Here is a 14,793-nt window from a genome sequence, read left to right on the forward strand (position 1 = left end):
CAAATCGCAGGCGAGTCCGCCGTGTAACACTTGCCTTGGCAACTCTCCTCCGGGGACCCAAAAAGAGGGCGAAACGGCGAGAGCGCTGAAGACGACCATGGCCGACACGTGCCAGCATGGCTTTGGTCTGAACTTCTGTTGCTGATGCGGAAGGTGAGCCTATGGGAAAACTGGTTCTGCTGAGTGGCGAGCGCGCAAAGAAAGAGCTGGAAGAAAAGCAGCGAATTATCGCCGGATTGAAGGAGCTTTTAGCTCGCGCCGAAGGCGGCGATCTCAAAGCGATTTGCTACGCAAGCGTGGACACTGATGGCCAGAACGTCACGCTTGGAATTCTGCAGGACGACAAAACGGGCCTGCACGAGCTGATCGGCCTATCGCAAATGTTGAGCGACGCCATTCTGCAAAGCGCGCGCGATTAAGCCTGCGGGCCGGCAGACGCGCATACCCTGGGGCAGATGCGCGGGATTCGTCCTCTTTTGGGGCGCTCATTCGAGCCCCCGAAACCGTGCGCACAAATTACCTCCCTCTCCGCTGAGCGATCAATAGTCGCCGGCAATCATTGTGCTCAACCATGCCGTTTGCATCGGCACGTCATTTGGAGAGAGAGACCGTGAAGACAATCGCAATCGCTTTCGCAGTTTGCGCAGCCATCGCAAGCAGCGCGGTGGCAGCTTCCGTCGGCGTGATCCCGCAAAAGGACAATTCCATCGTACGTAAGACGGACGGCCATGGTGGCGGTGGCGGGGACGGCGGCAGATGGGGCGGCCCGGGTGTCGGCGTCGTCGTCGACGTCCCGTGGGAAGCCATGGGTTATGGCAACCAGCCGGCTGCTGATCCTGCCCCAAATCGCTGTCGCGAAGCACGTCACGCTTGCTTCGACCAGTGGGGAACGGATGGCCGGGGGTACGGCCAGTGCATGCGGGCCAACGGTTGCTGATCGACGAGCTAACTCGCTAGCTCAAAGCCTCGCGCTACGCAGAAAAGCTTGGGCAAAAACGAGGTGAGAGGCGGTGTGCCGCTCACCTCATTGATCGTCAAGCGACAGGCTTGTGCGTGCGCTTCGATACGAGGTGCTTATGCGTATGCTTCGACGCGTAGTGCTTCTTGCCGGGCTTCGAGGCAATGTGTTTGTGGCTGTGCTTGGAAGCATAGTGCTTTCCAGACTTATGGATCGCATGGGCCTGATGATGGGAATGATGCGAATGCTTCACGACCTTCTCGGCTGCGCCTGCAACGCCTGCGCCAAGCATCATCGCGACTGCGGCCATCGCCACTGTCATAGCTGTCTTCATTTTTTGGCTCCTAAGTTTTGAAACGTCATATCGACGTGGTGCCCAGGTCATAAGGCGCTTTGCCTGTCACATAGATGAACGAATGAGCCGTTTTGACATACAGTTTCGTAAGGTGAGTACGGTCGTTAATTAGAGGTTTATTCCGCCGAGAGAGAAGCTCTTAGGATCAGTTATCTCTCGCGCAATAGCCTAGCCCTCGGCGGGTCTCGATTATTTTCACCCCGAGCTTTCTTCTGAGGCGCAGAATGAGCGCCTCAATGGCGTTGGCTTCGCGCGGCTCATCGTTGCGATAGAGTCGATCGCCGAGTTCCGTGCCGGGCACCACGCGACCCTTGTGATGAAGCAGATAGCTGAGCAGCCGGTATTCCAGGCCCGATAGGCGGATTGGACGGCCTTCAACCGCGACCCTCATCGTGCTGGTGTCGAGCACCACGTCGCCTGCCGTTAGATGCGGCGCCGAATACCCATGCTTCCTGCGCAAAACTGCCCGGGCGCGAGCAATCATTTCCTCCATCTGAAACGGCTTCGTCAGAAAATCGTCGGCGCCCAGGTTGATGGTTTCGACGCGGGTCGACCATCCGTCTTTTGCGGCCATTGCGATTACGGCCATGTCGCGGCCTTGCTTTCGCCAGCGGCGCAACACGGTGAGGCCGTCAAGCTGAGGAAGTACCAGATCCAGGAAAACAACGTCGAAGTCTTCCGTCGCTCCGAGGAACCACGCATCTTCGCCTTGCCTACAAACTTCCACGACGAAGCCAGCGGCAGATAAACTCGATGCCATGACCTGCGCTGTGATGACATCATCCTCGACGACGAGTGTCCGCATGTTCATTCCGAGTCCGGGTATCGAGGGCCGCTTCCCTGCCCTCAATTAGAAGCGATCACTTATAACTTTGGTCGCTGAGGACGCGTTCAGCTTCAGTGCCGATGATTATTGATACCTAGAGGCGCTGCGCTCTGCATCGGGCGGTAGACGAAGCATCATCGCCCAAAGGTCTTAGCTCGGCGGGACGAAGGTCTGACGCCAAGTGCAAGCGTTTACCCAGTGAGCGAACGCTTTTTCAAAGGCTGTCATCACCGATCAACGCAGGCCTCTTCAATTCGACTCGCGGCTGGTCGGCGAGACTTCCAGAACCTTGGCGTACCGTCTTCGACCTAGGTCTCAGTTGGCTTCTTCCAAAGTCGGACCGAAACGACCCAACAGGATCAGCAAAATCGCAGCCCGTTCGACCGTACCAGCCGCACGCTATCCGCTTTAGCGTCAAAGTTGGAGCAATCCGCGCTCCGGACAATTCGTGTTCCGCTTCGGCTGGCGCCGCACCGGAATGGCAGACTCAGACAATCGCTCGAATGCGGGTCATCAAGGGTGAAACGGCTCATCAGTTGGAGGGTGGTTCAGTGCTAAGGCGTGACGCATACAAAATGTCGAATTCAAAGGCGGCTCCGGCTGAGCAAGGAAAGCGCTTTGCCAAATACGCGGTCGCCATCGCGGCCTGTGTCGCTTTCGGCGCGACGATGGCCCTCGCAAAAGGCGGCACGGCCAAACCGCCGAACCCGAAGAATCCGCCACCACCTGTCGGCATCCTTCCCGCTCCAAGTCCCCTAACGAGGCTCACTCCGGCCACGGTCAAATTATTGACTCCGCCGAGCGCCGCCGCGGATGCGGCAATCCATGGTTTCGATGTAACCGGATTTGTCGAAAGCTATGACGCATCGGCCGCGTGTGCGGGTGGCGGTTCCGGCGGTAACGTCACGATCAACGGCACAAAGATCGTCATCCCGTGCAATCTCATTGTTCAGATGCCGGCAAACACGATCACCTGGGCCGACTTTGTCTCGGGGCTTGAAGGGCAAATATCGCCCGAACCCTACGATCTGGCATCCATCACAAGTGGCAGTCAGAATCCGTCGTTCGAACTTCACCTCATCGGCAACGTCGTCAACGGCACTTACATCGCGGCGCTCGGCTATGCCTCGCAGCAATCCGTCAACAGCGGTGCCGGCATCATTTCGAGCATCGACCTGTCGAACGGGCACATTATTGTTGCTTCGAATAGCGGCGCAACAGTCGAGCTTGAAATCAATGATCCGAAAGGCCGGTTCGGTCGCGTGACAAGTCGCGATGATCGCCTTTCCGTAGACGATGCCAACCCGACGATTGTCGCGTCGACGGGCTATCCAATGTGCGTGCCGCGTTCTGCGAACGATCCCGAATGCCCGCAGAAAAACCGCCCAACGAGCATTGCCGGATGTCGCGATTTCTTGAATGGTCTCCGCATAACGCCCACCACTGCAGGCGCTGGCGTTTTCTTCAACAACGGCGCCAACGGCGGTCCGGCACCGGGCGGCGGCGTTTATTGCACGAGTTTCGTCATGAAAGCGCCCCCGGGAACGCCGCCAGATGCGACGACCCATTATCCGCCGCCGTCAGCGATAGCGTCGGCGACGGAAGCTGATGCGACGAAGCAAGCCCCGTTCGAGCCTGGCGACCACATCACGTGGTCCGGATCTCTGATGCGCGGCGTGACTGGCGCGAACGGCCGTGATGTTATCTCCGTGCACACGATTACAGCCGATATCGGCATATTCACTCAACCAGGCACGCTCCCCGTATATCTACATATGGGAGAGTTTGGCTTGGCCGGCGACATCAACGCAGCCGGTCTGTCCATCGCCGGAATTCCTGAGGAAGTGCAAAATCGTATATTCCTCGAGGCCGACGTCACCGACATCACGGCGATCGTCGATGCTTATCTCGTCGATCAGGATGGCGCAGGTACGGGCTTTGAAGTCCAGCGCTGGATTACACCGCTCAACATGACCGGCAGAACGAACGCCGGGTTGGACAGCGCGAAAGCCAGAGCCATCGGCTTCCAGGGCGGCGGTGTCGTACCGGGTTCCAACATCGTATATCCGAAGCCCGACGGGTTCGGGATCGAAGGCGGCATCGTTACCCAATTGGATGGGGCGCAGATCAGCCGGGCACGCCTCCGGGCTACCAAAGCTACTCCGGGCATCCTGACATCACCGACCCGGACTATTCGCATCGTCGCAAGAGGCCTCTGCACGCCGGCAAATATCAATCCGACAGCTGGCCTCTCGTTCTCGGGCGTCCCTTCCGTGACCACTACGCTCGGGTGGACCGGCGTCAACACATCGAACCCGAATGGCACGACCGGTACTGCCGCCATCACTTCCGACGGCGCCACTTGTGTCAATCGGGCCATCGCCGGTAATGGCCTGTCGACGGGTCAATATGTTGCTCCGGTGTTCGAATTCATCTTCCCGGAAAATGTCGGCAGAGGCGATCCTATCGTCTCCAACAATTTCTGGGATCTGAACTTCCTTTCCGGAGATGCGACCGCGCCAGGCCCGCTCGTTCCTCAGCCGTGGTGAGGAACGGAGACTGAACAACTGGGGACGCGCGAGTGCTGCTGCACTTGGGCGTCCGCTCCTTGAATGAAAGAGTTCTCCGTGATTTCCGGGGCGGAATGCAAAGCCGTGGAGGAGGTTCCATGCTCTTACCGTTTGCAACCGCTCTCGTTCAAAGCCGCTGCCTGGCCGCTCTCGGCTTCGCCTTATTGGGTGCGGGCGCAGCATCAGCAGCGAACGTCTCACTCGAAGTGGCTGACGGCGATGCGCATGTCGTGGTCGAAGCACAGGATGCGACCGTTCAGGACGTGTTGCAGAAACTATCCGAGGGCCACGGCTTCAAAGTTGAACGCGCGGATCAAGCGCGAGACGACGCCAAAATAAGCGGTCGCTTTGAGGGGCCGTTCTCTCACGTTCTCGAGCGTGTCCTCGAGAAGGAAAATCATTTCGTAGAGCACGGCTCGAACGAACCCGGCGCCATTACCCGCGTCGTGCTCTATGGCGCGCAGCCGGCTATCACACCACAAGCCGACGCGCCGTCTTCATCCGCGGCGGTCGCTTCGCCCCCGCGCCCGAAGCTCGTCGAGATTAAGGCGCCTCGAATAACGCAGGCCACACCTTCTCAGCGTGCAACGAAGCCTGCGTCTCTTCGGCGTTTAGTCCTCAACCGGCAAAAGCGACCATTCCAGAAAATTGCGAATTCAACCGCGCAGGCTGCGAAATAGACGACGCGCCAAGATCAATTGCCCGCCGTCAAAACGGAATTCACGCACGAATCGAGTTCATCGCTTCCGACGCTGCCGCTTCCCTCGATGAGCTGATCGCCTTTGCGCCACTCCTTCAACAGGAAGCCGCCGCGCACGCGCGGTTCGAGAAGAATTGCTGCTTCTCGCGTAAAGCCGACCTTCGCATTGTTGCCTGAACGAACGGACACACGGATGCGGAGTGATCTTCTATCCGGCCGGCTGGAAATCTGAGCGGGAAGAGACAAAGCCAGCACTTCCGGACTCGCGACGGTGATGTCTGGCGCGGAACGACCGGAGTGCGTCGTGACAAGCGAACGGGTGCGCGCCAACAATTCCGGTGTCATACCGAAAACCTGATCGAGTTCGCCCACGGTCATGAATGGTGCGTTTTGTGGCCGATAGGCCAGCCGCGCGGCTTGATACTCCGCGGCTTCCGCCCCGCCGGGCGACGTTTCGTCGTCGGCATCACGGAAGTCGATGACCGCGGCGGCAAGGCTTTTTGGATTGTCGGCTCCGGCGTGAGAGAAGAGCGCTTCAAGCACGTCGTTCGATGCCGAATTTATATCGATCAAGCCGGCTGCGGCGTTGACGGAAATGGTGGCGACCTTGTTGGCGACCGCGCAGCTGACCGGAGCGCCGTTCAGACGGAACGATCCGATGCGGTCGATATCGCCCGTCTTCCGCACGAGGTAGCGAATTGTAAGACGGGCGATGCCGTCGCTCAGCTCTTCGACCTCAGCCCCTCGCAGCAGATTGGCGTTCTGCTTAATGTCGGTTGCAACGGTCCGCGTGAGCACGATGCTGACGAGCGCCAAGAGCGCCAGCGTAAAGAGGACGGGCAGAAGTATGAACCCGCCATCCCTCCGGCCGTCAGTACCCGGGCGCACGAGTGTTGCGGCCATTCCCATTTACGATGTTCGATCCTGCTCCCGTAGAACATAGCATAACAAAAACGGGCCAATCCGGCAAAGCATCCGCTATTCTCGATGAATACTCCTATGGTAGATTAAGGGCGCTCCGGAAACGCGAGATTCGAGTCCGTAATGCTAAGCTGGCCAATACGCCGCCCAGAGAGCGAAACGCGTGCGCCGGATGCCGGCTTTACGCTTCTGGAGATGCTCGTCGTTCTCGTGATCGCTGGACTGACGATCTCTGTTGCATGGGCGACGGCCCGCTCCAAAGAACCCGATCTTCGGATGCTGTCCACTCAGCTCGCGACGGAATTAAACTTCGCTCGCGTCTCGGCGATCACCGAAAACCGCTCTGTTGCTATGATCGTCGACCAAAGCAGCAGAAGCCTGCGATCGACCTCGTCGCGGTCGGGGCTGCATCTGCCTGATGCGGTTCGCATGACATTCTCTCCATTGGAAGGTATCGGCCGCGTAAGCGTCGGTGGCGGCCTCGTATTCTTTGCTGACGGTAGTTCTTCGGGAGGCGCCTTCAAGTTATCCGGTAGCTCGCGCGCTGTCGTTGTTTGCATCGATTGGCTGTCGGGTGCGGTGACGCAAGAGGAAGTTCGCCGATGAACCGCGCTGACGGCAAAGACGCGGGCTTTGGACTTTTAGAAGCCCTCGTCGCTCTCGTGATCGTGGCGCTGGCGCTTTCGACGTTTTGGGCAACCATGGGCGGCGCGTACAGAGCGTCTCAGCGCGCGAAGAGCTACGCCGGCTCGATCATCGCCGCGCGGTCGCAGCTCGATGGTATGGGCATCGACGATCCCCTGCAAAGCGGGACCTTTACCGGCACATATCCGAATAGAGCTCACTGGCGAATGACCGTCACACCGCTCGACAAGCAGGGGCCGGAAGGCGCTCAGCCACCGAATTCGCCCGCCTATTGGATATCGCTCGAGGTTCTAGATCGGCAGGGGAAAGACCTGTTTGTATTGGAAACCGCCAAAGTCGCCGGCGGCTTGCCATGACCCATCCGACCGACGTTCGCTCGGGAGAAGCCGGCTTCACATTGATCGAGATGCTGGTGTCGCTCGCCATTCTTGCGCTTATTTCGGTGACCCTCGTCCAGATGATCTACGGGGCGCGTCGCGTATTGAGCTTCGTCGACCGGGCGAATGCCGTCGCCCCGATCATGAGCGCTCAGAATTATCTGCACGATGCCTTGGTGGATTTGCAGCCAATCGATACTGCGGCGGTGGGCAATCGAACGGTTCCCGGCGTGCAGGGGGATTCAAATCGCATCGCCTTCACAACTTCGTATGCGCCGCGCGGCGCCTATCAGGGACTTTATAGGGTTAGTATCGGCCCCTCGCCGAATGGGCGGGGCAGCTTCGATCTCGTTGCCGAGCAGGAGCTCTTTCGACCGAATGCGGGTGAGGCCGCGCCTGCTCCGCGTCTGAGATCGAAGCTCGTCGAAAATATAGCGAGCGTAAACTTTTCGTACTTCGCGAAACGCGATGGCGAAGGCGAAAGTCATTGGCAATCGGATTGGACATCTGGCCTCCCCGACATGATATCGGTTGACGTTGCCTTCCCCAAGAACGACGTCCGAAGGTGGGAACGGTTGACCGTCGCCGTTGCAGCGGCCGCAACGTATGGCGTCAGGTGCCCCAATCGCGTCAATTGCGACTGACGCTTACTATCTAAGGCTATTGTCGCGGGCCGCCGATCTTCATTGGATATCCGGCGTCGCGCGGCGGCTCGTAGAAGGGGCCCTGCGGGTATGCCGAGCGCTCGCGCTCCGTGCAATAGCGCTGTCCATTGACCTCGGTGTAGCAGTAGCGGCCACAATACTCCCTCTGTCGCATCCAATAGCATCCGCGATGTTCCGGGCCCGCCGGATTGGGATAGTTCGGGACCGGATGGATTCGGCCTGCCTCGGCCGTCTCAATGCCAATCATGAGATTGGCTGCCGTGAATGCCAGCAATGTCACGGCCGGGATCTGGATTATTCGCATTCGAGTCCTGCGCCTGCGTTCGTCCATCAAGTTCCGCGAACGGTTTCTTTCGGAGTAAGGAAGCGGTCATTCGCGATGAGGGATATTCATTAGACATATTATTTCGGCGGAGTTTATCCGAGTTCGCTTCATCTCACAGGTACCGGCGCGCAACATCTTGCTCAGTATCAACCGCGTCAGCAACGTGGAAGCCCTGTTGTGGAGGGCCATTGGCGTTGCTGGCTCGTTCTGCGCGCGCGATTCCATATTTTGAAGACGGGCATGGCGCCCTTTCCGGTTGGAATTTCGAATCCGGCTTCGCGAACGAACGTTGCTCCCCCGTCCATGCGGGCCGCGACGGTTACTTCAAAAAAGTGGCGGCCCGAGGCGACGATAAATTCCGAAGGCAAGCGGCCTTGCGCCAACGACGATACGTCCGCGTGGGGAAGTTGACCGTACCCGCGCGTCACGATGTCGGCCAGCCGGGCCGACGTGGTCTCTGGATCAAGTCCCGCTGTGCCCGAATAGAGCGTTACGTACGGCCAAATCGCTTCGATCATTCCAGGATCGAGCCCGAGGACTTGGTGTAGTTCCTCGCGGCTATCGAAGGCCGTATTCTTCGGTCCCCACGTTTCGCCAGCGGCTAAGTATTCGTCATGTTCGGCCCCGTTTATCCGCCTATCGTCGTCGCGATCCCTGAAATCGATGATGCGATCGGCGAAAAGGGTTGCAGAGACCGGCGTGGCTCCTAGACCCACGAAAAGCGCAGATAGCAACTGATCGTTGGCCAAGTTCAGGTTGATTTTTCCGCCGGCTTCTTGAACCGCGATGACGAGTTCGATGCCCTCTTCGGTGTGACAGGCCCATTCGGTGCCGTCGATCGAGAAGCGGGGTGTGCGACCCGTATCGCGCTCCGTTGCAAGTTCGAGGGCCGCGATGTTGACGCCCGCGTCAGCAGCAAACTCTGCCTGCGCGGAATGCGTGATGCCAGACGCCTCGCGCAGATAGCTCTGCACAGCGCGGGAAAAGACGGCTGCGACGAGTGCGAGCAGGATACAAATCGACAAAACAACGACGAGGATGAAGCCGCCTTCGTCGTGCATATCGGGCCGCATTTGCTTCAAACCCATGAGCCTACCGATGCTCTGGCACCGGCCTAGCGAATTAGCTGGTCGACTCGCTCCCGCGTGTCAGGCGGCGTCCGGCGCTGCGGCCGCGTCGAGAAATTGAGTTTGTCGCGATATTCGGCCGTTACTTGATCAATCTGGAGATGGTCGCGGATGACTTGCGGAGTAATCGCGATGACAAGCTCCGTGCGCTTTATCGAGTCATCCTTCTGCTTGAAAAGGTTGCCGACGTACGGAATGTTGCCGAGGATCGGAACCTGGCCGCGGTCGCGGCTCGCGCGGTCCTGAATAAGCCCAGCGAGCACGATGCTTTGCCCGTCTTGCACGTTGACCGTCGTCTTGATGCGGCGCTGCTGAATCGTCGGCGAGTCGATCGTAGATGTTGTCGTTTTGATAACGTCACTGACTTCCTGCTCAATGTCCAACACGACATTGCCGGTATCGCTCACTCTTGGCGTGATACCCAGGATGACGCCTGTATTGCGGAAGGAGACGGTGTTGACGAGGGGTGCGTTCTCCGTAACCGTGGAGACAGCCGATTGCGTGACGATCGGCACTTCATCACCAACCTGCAATACGGCCCTCTTATTTTCCACGACCATCAAAGTCGGAGACGAGACGACGTTGACGTCGGTGATGGTGCTAAGCGCGTTGATGGCGACCTTTATATTAGCGACGTTCAGGAAATAAGAGAAACCTGGAAACGCCGTAGAAATCGCGCTCGACTGGATGTCACTCAAGCCGAAGTTATTGCCGCCTTTTTGAAAGAACCAGCGAACGCCATACTTGAGCTCGTCTGTGAGCGTCACCTCGGCGATCGTCGCTTCGATCATCACCTGATTTCCGGCGATATCGATGGATCGCAGGATATTGCTGACGCGTTTGTACTCGGACTTCGTCGCCGTGATCACGAGCGAATTGTTCGGTTCATCGGCTACAATAGAGATTCCTGCTGAGCGATCCTCCGGTGGCGCACCGCCGCCGAAAGCAGAGCGCTGACCGCCTCCGGTATCGGCCTGCGTTGCATCTGGAGCGTTGGCAGCCGCGTCGCCGCCACTATCGGAGCCCTTGGGCACCGGTGCGGGAGATAAGCCTGCTGTTTGACCAGGACCGTTGATGACGGGCGCAGCGACGGGAGCAACGTCCAAACCGCCGCCATCACCGGGGGTGAACTGCGTGTTCGCGGGCCCACTCGAACTTGACGACGAGCCGCCGGGCGACGATTGCTGACTCGAACTGCCAGATTTGTAGACCTTCTGCAAAAGCTGCGCGAGATCGGCGGCCGGGCGGTTCTGCACGTGGTAGACGAACACCTGCTTTTCCGTTGCCTGGCTTGCGAGATCGATGCGCGCCATCCAAGTTTCGGCTTTCTTCAGGTATTCTGGCCGCGAGCTGATGACGAGGACCGACTTAAGCCGTTGGTTCGGGATAAACCGCACAATTCCTTTCGTCGGGCTGTCTTTGTCGTTCGCAAAAATAACGTCAAGCTCCGACGCGATCGCTGCGGGATCTCCGGTCTCGACCGGAAGTATCGCGAAGGACATGCCGCGCATCCAGTCGACGTCGAAGACTCCGACGAGTTCCTTCATTGAATTGAGTTCCGACTGCGTGCCGGAGATGAGAAGAAGATTCCGGTTGGTATCGACGCGCAGAACGCTCGCTTCTGGCGCAGCCGATTTCAGTATGCGTTCCATTTCCGGAGCGGCGACGTAAGTCAGCGGGACGATTTCGTTGGCGACGCCAATCTGCGTGCCATTTCTTGTGCGACGAGCTTGCAGCGGAGCGCCCGTGGCCGCCGCATCTGCGGCAGGAACGACTTTATAGACGCCGCCATCCGCCACCACCGAGATGTCTTCGGCACGAAGAACGGATTCGAAAATCTCTAGAAGCCCGGCCTTGTCGACGGGATGGACCGTACGCAGGGTGACATAGGATTTTATCTTGTCGCTCACTACATAATTGACGCCCAGGATATCGCCCAGGATCGTTTTGGCGACTTCCGGAACTGAAGCGTTCACGAGATTTATCGTGATCCCGGCCGAATTCATTTCGCTCGTTGGCTGAAGAGGGGCAACGCCGCTCGTTGCGCCTCCGGCTGTTGTTGCTGTCGTTATCTGCGAAACTCCCGGCGTTGCCGCATCACCAAGGCGCTTCTCCGGTTCCTTCGCAAATTCACCTGAGCCCGTATAGACGCGCGTTTCATTTACCGGCTGCGGCGAGGGGCTCGAAAGGGGCGTTCCCGTTGGATGCGACGCCAAGGCGGACCTGCCATCCTTTGGCGGACCGGTAATGGGGTCTGGCAACGACAACTGCGCATATGGCAACGAACAGCCCGCCAACGCTAGGCTGCAAATGAAAAGCAGGACATGTCGATAATCAGTCAGCATCGCTACTCTCATGTGCGATTCGTGGCCGATGCTCAGTCTCGAATTGAAGATATAGGGTGGGTTACCAACAACCCTGAAAAAAGCAGTTCCATTCACTCATCACCGCGCACCTCGCCGCCCCTCCGCATGCTCCATTTCCGTCAACGGACTTTATCACTATTTGCACAGAATATTTTCCGCAAACGCGCGCTGGCAATTCGGGTCCCTCCGCTCGAGTCTGTGGTATATTTGCCCCGCGCTGATTTCGTTCGCGCCCCGATCCCGCCCCTAAAAATAGCGGTTCAGCGTCGGCGGATCAGACCAAGGTCTGATCGCAATCAGGACGAAGGGGCATGGCCGAGCGACTTAATCACCCGGAAACAGGTGCGTAGCGGATCTACGAAGACTTCCATTAACTCGAGTGGCGCCGATCCGCCCCTTGGCGGGATCGGCGGTGTTCGTTCCCGAGCGATTACTCGGGCAAGCCGGTTGTTTTTATCCAGTGCGCGGGGCAATTTCCATGTACCTACCGAAGGACGCATCCAAAATTCGTCAACGCGAAGCCGAAAACGCGCGCAGAAATCGCGCCGAGATCGTCAAGGCGCTGGCTGACGGTCAAATTACGAAGCGCGATCTTTTCAGGCTGGGACTTTTTACAGCAGGCGGCGTTCTGATTGCGAAGAACGGCCTCAGTCCGTTTGCGCGCAGCGCCTTCGCCGGCGGCCCAACGGGCGTGCCGCGTACGCCACTCGGTGCGGCGACGCCATTTACGCAGCCGCTGCCGCGTTTGAGAGAACAAACACCCTTACAGATAACGCGCGTGACGCCTAGCGGCAGCTCGAATCCGGCCGATTTGGCCACTACGGACCCGAGACTCCACCAGGGCGATTGGGCCCAACCGCACGAGCGCTGCAAGCGTCTCTCGTACCACGACGATTACACCAATTATCAGAGCGGCCAATCCAACAAGGACCCGTCGAAAAACGGGAATCCTTATGTGAATCCCACGACCCTCCGCGGCCCGCTGGAAGGCAGGCCACCGGGAGAAGCATTCTCCCATCAACGATGGGACGAATTCTTCCCGAAGGCCGGCTACTACATGTCTCTCGCTCAGTGCGATGACGGCACCAAGTTCCATCCGCTGCTGCCATCGCAGAATCCCAACAGCGTCTGGTGTTATGGAACCGGCACGAATGCACGTGGCGTGATGCCACCGCCGCTCATCAAGCTCCGCTACGGCGAACCGGTGATGATGCGCGTTTACAATCGCCTGCCGGTCGACCAAACGCAGAACGGCGGCTTCGGGCGCAACCAGAGTCAGCTGCATTTTCACAATATGCACAACGGCGCGGAGAGCGACGGCGCGGCGAACGTCCATCACTACCCCGGCACCTTTTACGATTACCGTTGGAGCATGACTCTCGCCCGGCGAGATTACATAAATACGGCGGCGACGGATGATCGCGCGTCGGGTCCAGACGGCAACGGCGGCCTCGTCAATGTTCCGGGCGACTGGAAAGAGCTTGTCGGGACGATGTGGGCCCACGACCATCGCTTCTTCTTCACGGCTGAGAATGTCTACAAGGGCAATCTCATGATGAACAATGTCTACAGCGGTCGAGATCGCGGCAATGAGCGGCCGCTTGGAAATGCGAGAAGCGACGCGGTCGGCTTGCGGCTCCCGAGTGGATACGTTCACGACTGGGGCAACACGGATTTTGACGTCAACATCATTCATTCCGATGGAGCAACAGATTCGAGCGGCCAGTATTTCTTTGATATTTTCACCACCGACGGCTTCATCGGCGATCTGCCTCTGGTAAATTTCGCCTACAAGCCCGTGATGGAAGTTCTGCCGCGGAAGTACCGCTTCAGAATTCTGAACGCCAGCATGTCGCGCTTCATTCAACTGGCAATTGCCGACTCGAAAGCGAAAGCAGTCCCGTTCCAATTCATCGCCAATGACGGCAACCTCGTCGTCAATCCGCTGACGCTCACGCAGCTCGATCAGCAGGGCATCGCCGAGCGATATGACATCATCGTCGATTTCTCAAAATACTCGGTCGGCGACGAATTATTTTTGGTCAACGTTCTGCAACAGACCGGCGGCAACAAGCCGGACGGCGCGGTGTCGCTCGCCGATGCCTTCGCCGGAAAATCGCCGGACCCGGTCGTCGGTAAAAACTTGAAATTCAAAATCGTCAGTCAGCTCCAGAGCGTGGACGATCCGACGCTGACGCTTCACGCATCCGACCCCGATCTCAGCCAGGTTCCGACTACGCTCACGGAGCAGATCCCGATTGTTACGCCTGTGCGCACCCGTGTCGTCGAGTTTGGCCGGGGCAACGGCGACTCGCGCGGCGCGAACGGCCAGTGCACGCCTGACTGCTCAGAGGTCGTACAGGGCTTCCCTTGGATCATAAAGGTGAACGGTCAATCCGCTCATTCCATGAACGCCAATCGGATTTCGGAACTCATTCGTCCACTAAAGCCCGGCGAGGCCGAGCACTGGACGTATATCAACGGTGGCGGCGGGTGGGATCATCCAATCCATCTTCACTTCGAAGAAGGCGTCACGATGAATCGCGGCAAGGACAGCATTCCGGCGACCGAGAAACTTGTGCGAAAGGATGTGTGGCGTCTCCGCCCGTCGGGTCAGGTGCAGTTCCAGGTGCGGTTCGGTGAATACGGCGGGTCTTACGTGAATCACTGCCACAACACAGTGCATGAAGACTTCGCGCTTTTGATGCGTATCCAGGTGCTCGGTGGAGAGCGAACGGAAATCACCCCGACGCCCAATCCGACTGAAGACGGCATTGTTTGGACGACGCCGCAAGTTCTGCCGGAAGGAGATCCGGCCAATACAAAGTTCTTTAATCAAAACGTGAGCGGCGGCTCAGGAAGCTCGTCAGCATCTAGCGGCTCCGGCAATTCCTCGGGCAAAGGCAAAGGCTAAGAGAATACCCCTGTCCTGCTGAGGCAAACCTCAGCAGGTCGCGG

The 14,793-nt window shown here is 58.5% G+C and carries 14 protein-coding genes; 8 read left to right on the plus strand and 6 right to left on the minus strand.

Translation table 11 applies throughout. The annotated features are described in order from the left end of the window. The first annotated feature begins 161 nt into the window (after positions 1 to 161). The gene (locus AACL53_RS17935; RefSeq protein ID WP_339085909.1) at positions 162 to 419 is read left to right on the plus strand and encodes a hypothetical protein; all 258 of its coding nucleotides are present in this window, start codon (positions 162 to 164) and stop codon (positions 417 to 419) included. Between the two features lie 191 nt (positions 420 to 610). Then, positions 611 to 937 carry a hypothetical protein gene (locus tag AACL53_RS17940; protein ID WP_339085910.1) on the plus strand — a complete coding sequence of 109 codons (327 nt, stop codon included), beginning with the start codon at positions 611 to 613 and terminating at the stop codon, positions 935 to 937. Between the two features lie 97 nt (positions 938 to 1,034). Here AACL53_RS17940 and AACL53_RS17945 read toward each other — a convergent pair whose 3' ends face one another. Together AACL53_RS17945 and AACL53_RS17950 are read right to left on the minus strand one after the other, a co-directional pair. Continuing rightward, positions 1,035 to 1,292 (minus strand): hypothetical protein, encoded by a 258-nt coding sequence (locus AACL53_RS17945; RefSeq protein ID WP_339085911.1) that lies wholly within the window; start codon positions 1,290 to 1,292, stop codon positions 1,035 to 1,037. A 166-nt stretch (positions 1,293 to 1,458) separates the two neighbouring features. Then, positions 1,459 to 2,124 carry a response regulator transcription factor gene (locus tag AACL53_RS17950; RefSeq protein ID WP_339085912.1) on the minus strand — a complete coding sequence of 222 codons (666 nt, stop codon included), beginning with the start codon at positions 2,122 to 2,124 and terminating at the stop codon, positions 1,459 to 1,461. 590 nt (positions 2,125 to 2,714) lie between these two features. Between AACL53_RS17950 and AACL53_RS17955 the strand changes: the two genes are divergently transcribed. Both AACL53_RS17955 and AACL53_RS17960 read left to right on the plus strand, forming a co-directional pair. Beyond that, the gene (locus AACL53_RS17955; protein ID WP_339085913.1) at positions 2,715 to 4,688 is read left to right on the plus strand and encodes a hypothetical protein; all 1,974 of its coding nucleotides are present in this window, start codon (positions 2,715 to 2,717) and stop codon (positions 4,686 to 4,688) included. Between the two features lie 119 nt (positions 4,689 to 4,807). Next, entirely contained in the window at positions 4,808 to 5,389 is a 582-nt protein-coding gene (locus AACL53_RS17960; protein ID WP_339085914.1) for a hypothetical protein, read from the plus strand. Between the two features lie 14 nt (positions 5,390 to 5,403). Here the strand turns inward: AACL53_RS17960 and AACL53_RS17965 are convergent, their stop codons facing one another. Further along, positions 5,404 to 6,318, minus strand: coding sequence for a general secretion pathway protein GspK (locus tag AACL53_RS17965; protein WP_339085915.1), 915 nt, complete (start codon positions 6,316 to 6,318; stop codon positions 5,404 to 5,406). Positions 6,319 to 6,453: 135 nt separating this feature from the next. Between AACL53_RS17965 and AACL53_RS17970 the strand changes: the two genes are divergently transcribed. From AACL53_RS17970 to AACL53_RS17980, 3 genes are read left to right on the plus strand one after another with little or no spacing between them, the layout of a single operon-like run. Then, the gene (locus AACL53_RS17970) at positions 6,454 to 6,936 is read left to right on the plus strand and encodes a GspH/FimT family pseudopilin (protein ID WP_339085916.1); all 483 of its coding nucleotides are present in this window, start codon (positions 6,454 to 6,456) and stop codon (positions 6,934 to 6,936) included. Continuing rightward, positions 6,933 to 7,331, plus strand: coding sequence for a prepilin-type N-terminal cleavage/methylation domain-containing protein (locus AACL53_RS17975; RefSeq protein ID WP_339085917.1), 399 nt, complete (start codon positions 6,933 to 6,935; stop codon positions 7,329 to 7,331). The genes AACL53_RS17970 and AACL53_RS17975 overlap by 4 nt, the downstream gene beginning before the upstream one ends. Continuing rightward, positions 7,328 to 7,996 (plus strand): type II secretion system protein J, encoded by a 669-nt coding sequence (locus tag AACL53_RS17980; protein WP_339085918.1) that lies wholly within the window; start codon positions 7,328 to 7,330, stop codon positions 7,994 to 7,996. Before AACL53_RS17975 ends, AACL53_RS17980 begins: the two co-directional genes overlap by 4 nt. Positions 7,997 to 8,012: 16 nt before the next feature. Here the strand turns inward: AACL53_RS17980 and AACL53_RS17985 are convergent, their stop codons facing one another. From AACL53_RS17985 to gspD, 3 genes are all read right to left on the minus strand, one after another. Beyond that, positions 8,013 to 8,321 carry a hypothetical protein gene (locus AACL53_RS17985; RefSeq protein ID WP_339085919.1) on the minus strand — a complete coding sequence of 103 codons (309 nt, stop codon included), beginning with the start codon at positions 8,319 to 8,321 and terminating at the stop codon, positions 8,013 to 8,015. A gap of 176 nt (positions 8,322 to 8,497) precedes the next feature. Further along, entirely contained in the window at positions 8,498 to 9,430 is a 933-nt protein-coding gene (locus tag AACL53_RS17990; protein ID WP_339085920.1) for a general secretion pathway protein GspK, read from the minus strand. 26 nt (positions 9,431 to 9,456) lie between these two features. Continuing rightward, positions 9,457 to 11,685, minus strand: a complete 2,229-nt coding sequence (gene gspD, locus AACL53_RS17995; protein WP_339085921.1) for a type II secretion system secretin GspD — start codon at positions 11,683 to 11,685, stop codon at positions 9,457 to 9,459. Between the two features lie 628 nt (positions 11,686 to 12,313). Between gspD and AACL53_RS18000 the strand changes: the two genes are divergently transcribed. Then, positions 12,314 to 14,749 carry a multicopper oxidase family protein gene (locus AACL53_RS18000; RefSeq protein ID WP_339085922.1) on the plus strand — a complete coding sequence of 812 codons (2,436 nt, stop codon included), beginning with the start codon at positions 12,314 to 12,316 and terminating at the stop codon, positions 14,747 to 14,749. The last annotated feature ends 44 nt before the right edge of the window (positions 14,750 to 14,793 follow it).

It is taken from the genome of Hyphomicrobium sp. ghe19, assembly GCF_902712875.1.
Classification (GTDB): domain Bacteria; phylum Pseudomonadota; class Alphaproteobacteria; order Rhizobiales; family Hyphomicrobiaceae; genus Hyphomicrobium_B.

Excerpts from the sequence above, each read along its gene's own strand:
- AACL53_RS17935 (WP_339085909.1), top strand. The coding sequence starts at position 162 with ATGGGAAAACTGGTTCTGCTGAGTGGCGAGCGCGCAAAGAAAGAGCTG.
- AACL53_RS17945 (WP_339085911.1), bottom strand. The coding sequence starts at position 1,292 with ATGAAGACAGCTATGACAGTGGCGATGGCCGCAGTCGCGATGATGCTT.
- AACL53_RS17950 (WP_339085912.1), bottom strand. The coding sequence starts at position 2,124 with ATGAACATGCGGACACTCGTCGTCGAGGATGATGTCATCACAGCGCAG.
- AACL53_RS17955 (WP_339085913.1), top strand. The coding sequence starts at position 2,715 with ATGTCGAATTCAAAGGCGGCTCCGGCTGAGCAAGGAAAGCGCTTTGCC.
- AACL53_RS17960 (WP_339085914.1), top strand. The coding sequence starts at position 4,808 with ATGCTCTTACCGTTTGCAACCGCTCTCGTTCAAAGCCGCTGCCTGGCC.
- AACL53_RS17965 (WP_339085915.1), bottom strand. The coding sequence starts at position 6,318 with ATGGGAATGGCCGCAACACTCGTGCGCCCGGGTACTGACGGCCGGAGG.
- AACL53_RS17970 (WP_339085916.1), top strand. The coding sequence starts at position 6,454 with ATGCTAAGCTGGCCAATACGCCGCCCAGAGAGCGAAACGCGTGCGCCG.
- AACL53_RS17975 (WP_339085917.1), top strand. The coding sequence starts at position 6,933 with ATGAACCGCGCTGACGGCAAAGACGCGGGCTTTGGACTTTTAGAAGCC.
- AACL53_RS17980 (WP_339085918.1), top strand. The coding sequence starts at position 7,328 with ATGACCCATCCGACCGACGTTCGCTCGGGAGAAGCCGGCTTCACATTG.
- AACL53_RS17985 (WP_339085919.1), bottom strand. The coding sequence starts at position 8,321 with ATGCGAATAATCCAGATCCCGGCCGTGACATTGCTGGCATTCACGGCA.
- AACL53_RS17990 (WP_339085920.1), bottom strand. The coding sequence starts at position 9,430 with ATGGGTTTGAAGCAAATGCGGCCCGATATGCACGACGAAGGCGGCTTC.
- AACL53_RS18000 (WP_339085922.1), top strand. The coding sequence starts at position 12,314 with ATGTACCTACCGAAGGACGCATCCAAAATTCGTCAACGCGAAGCCGAA.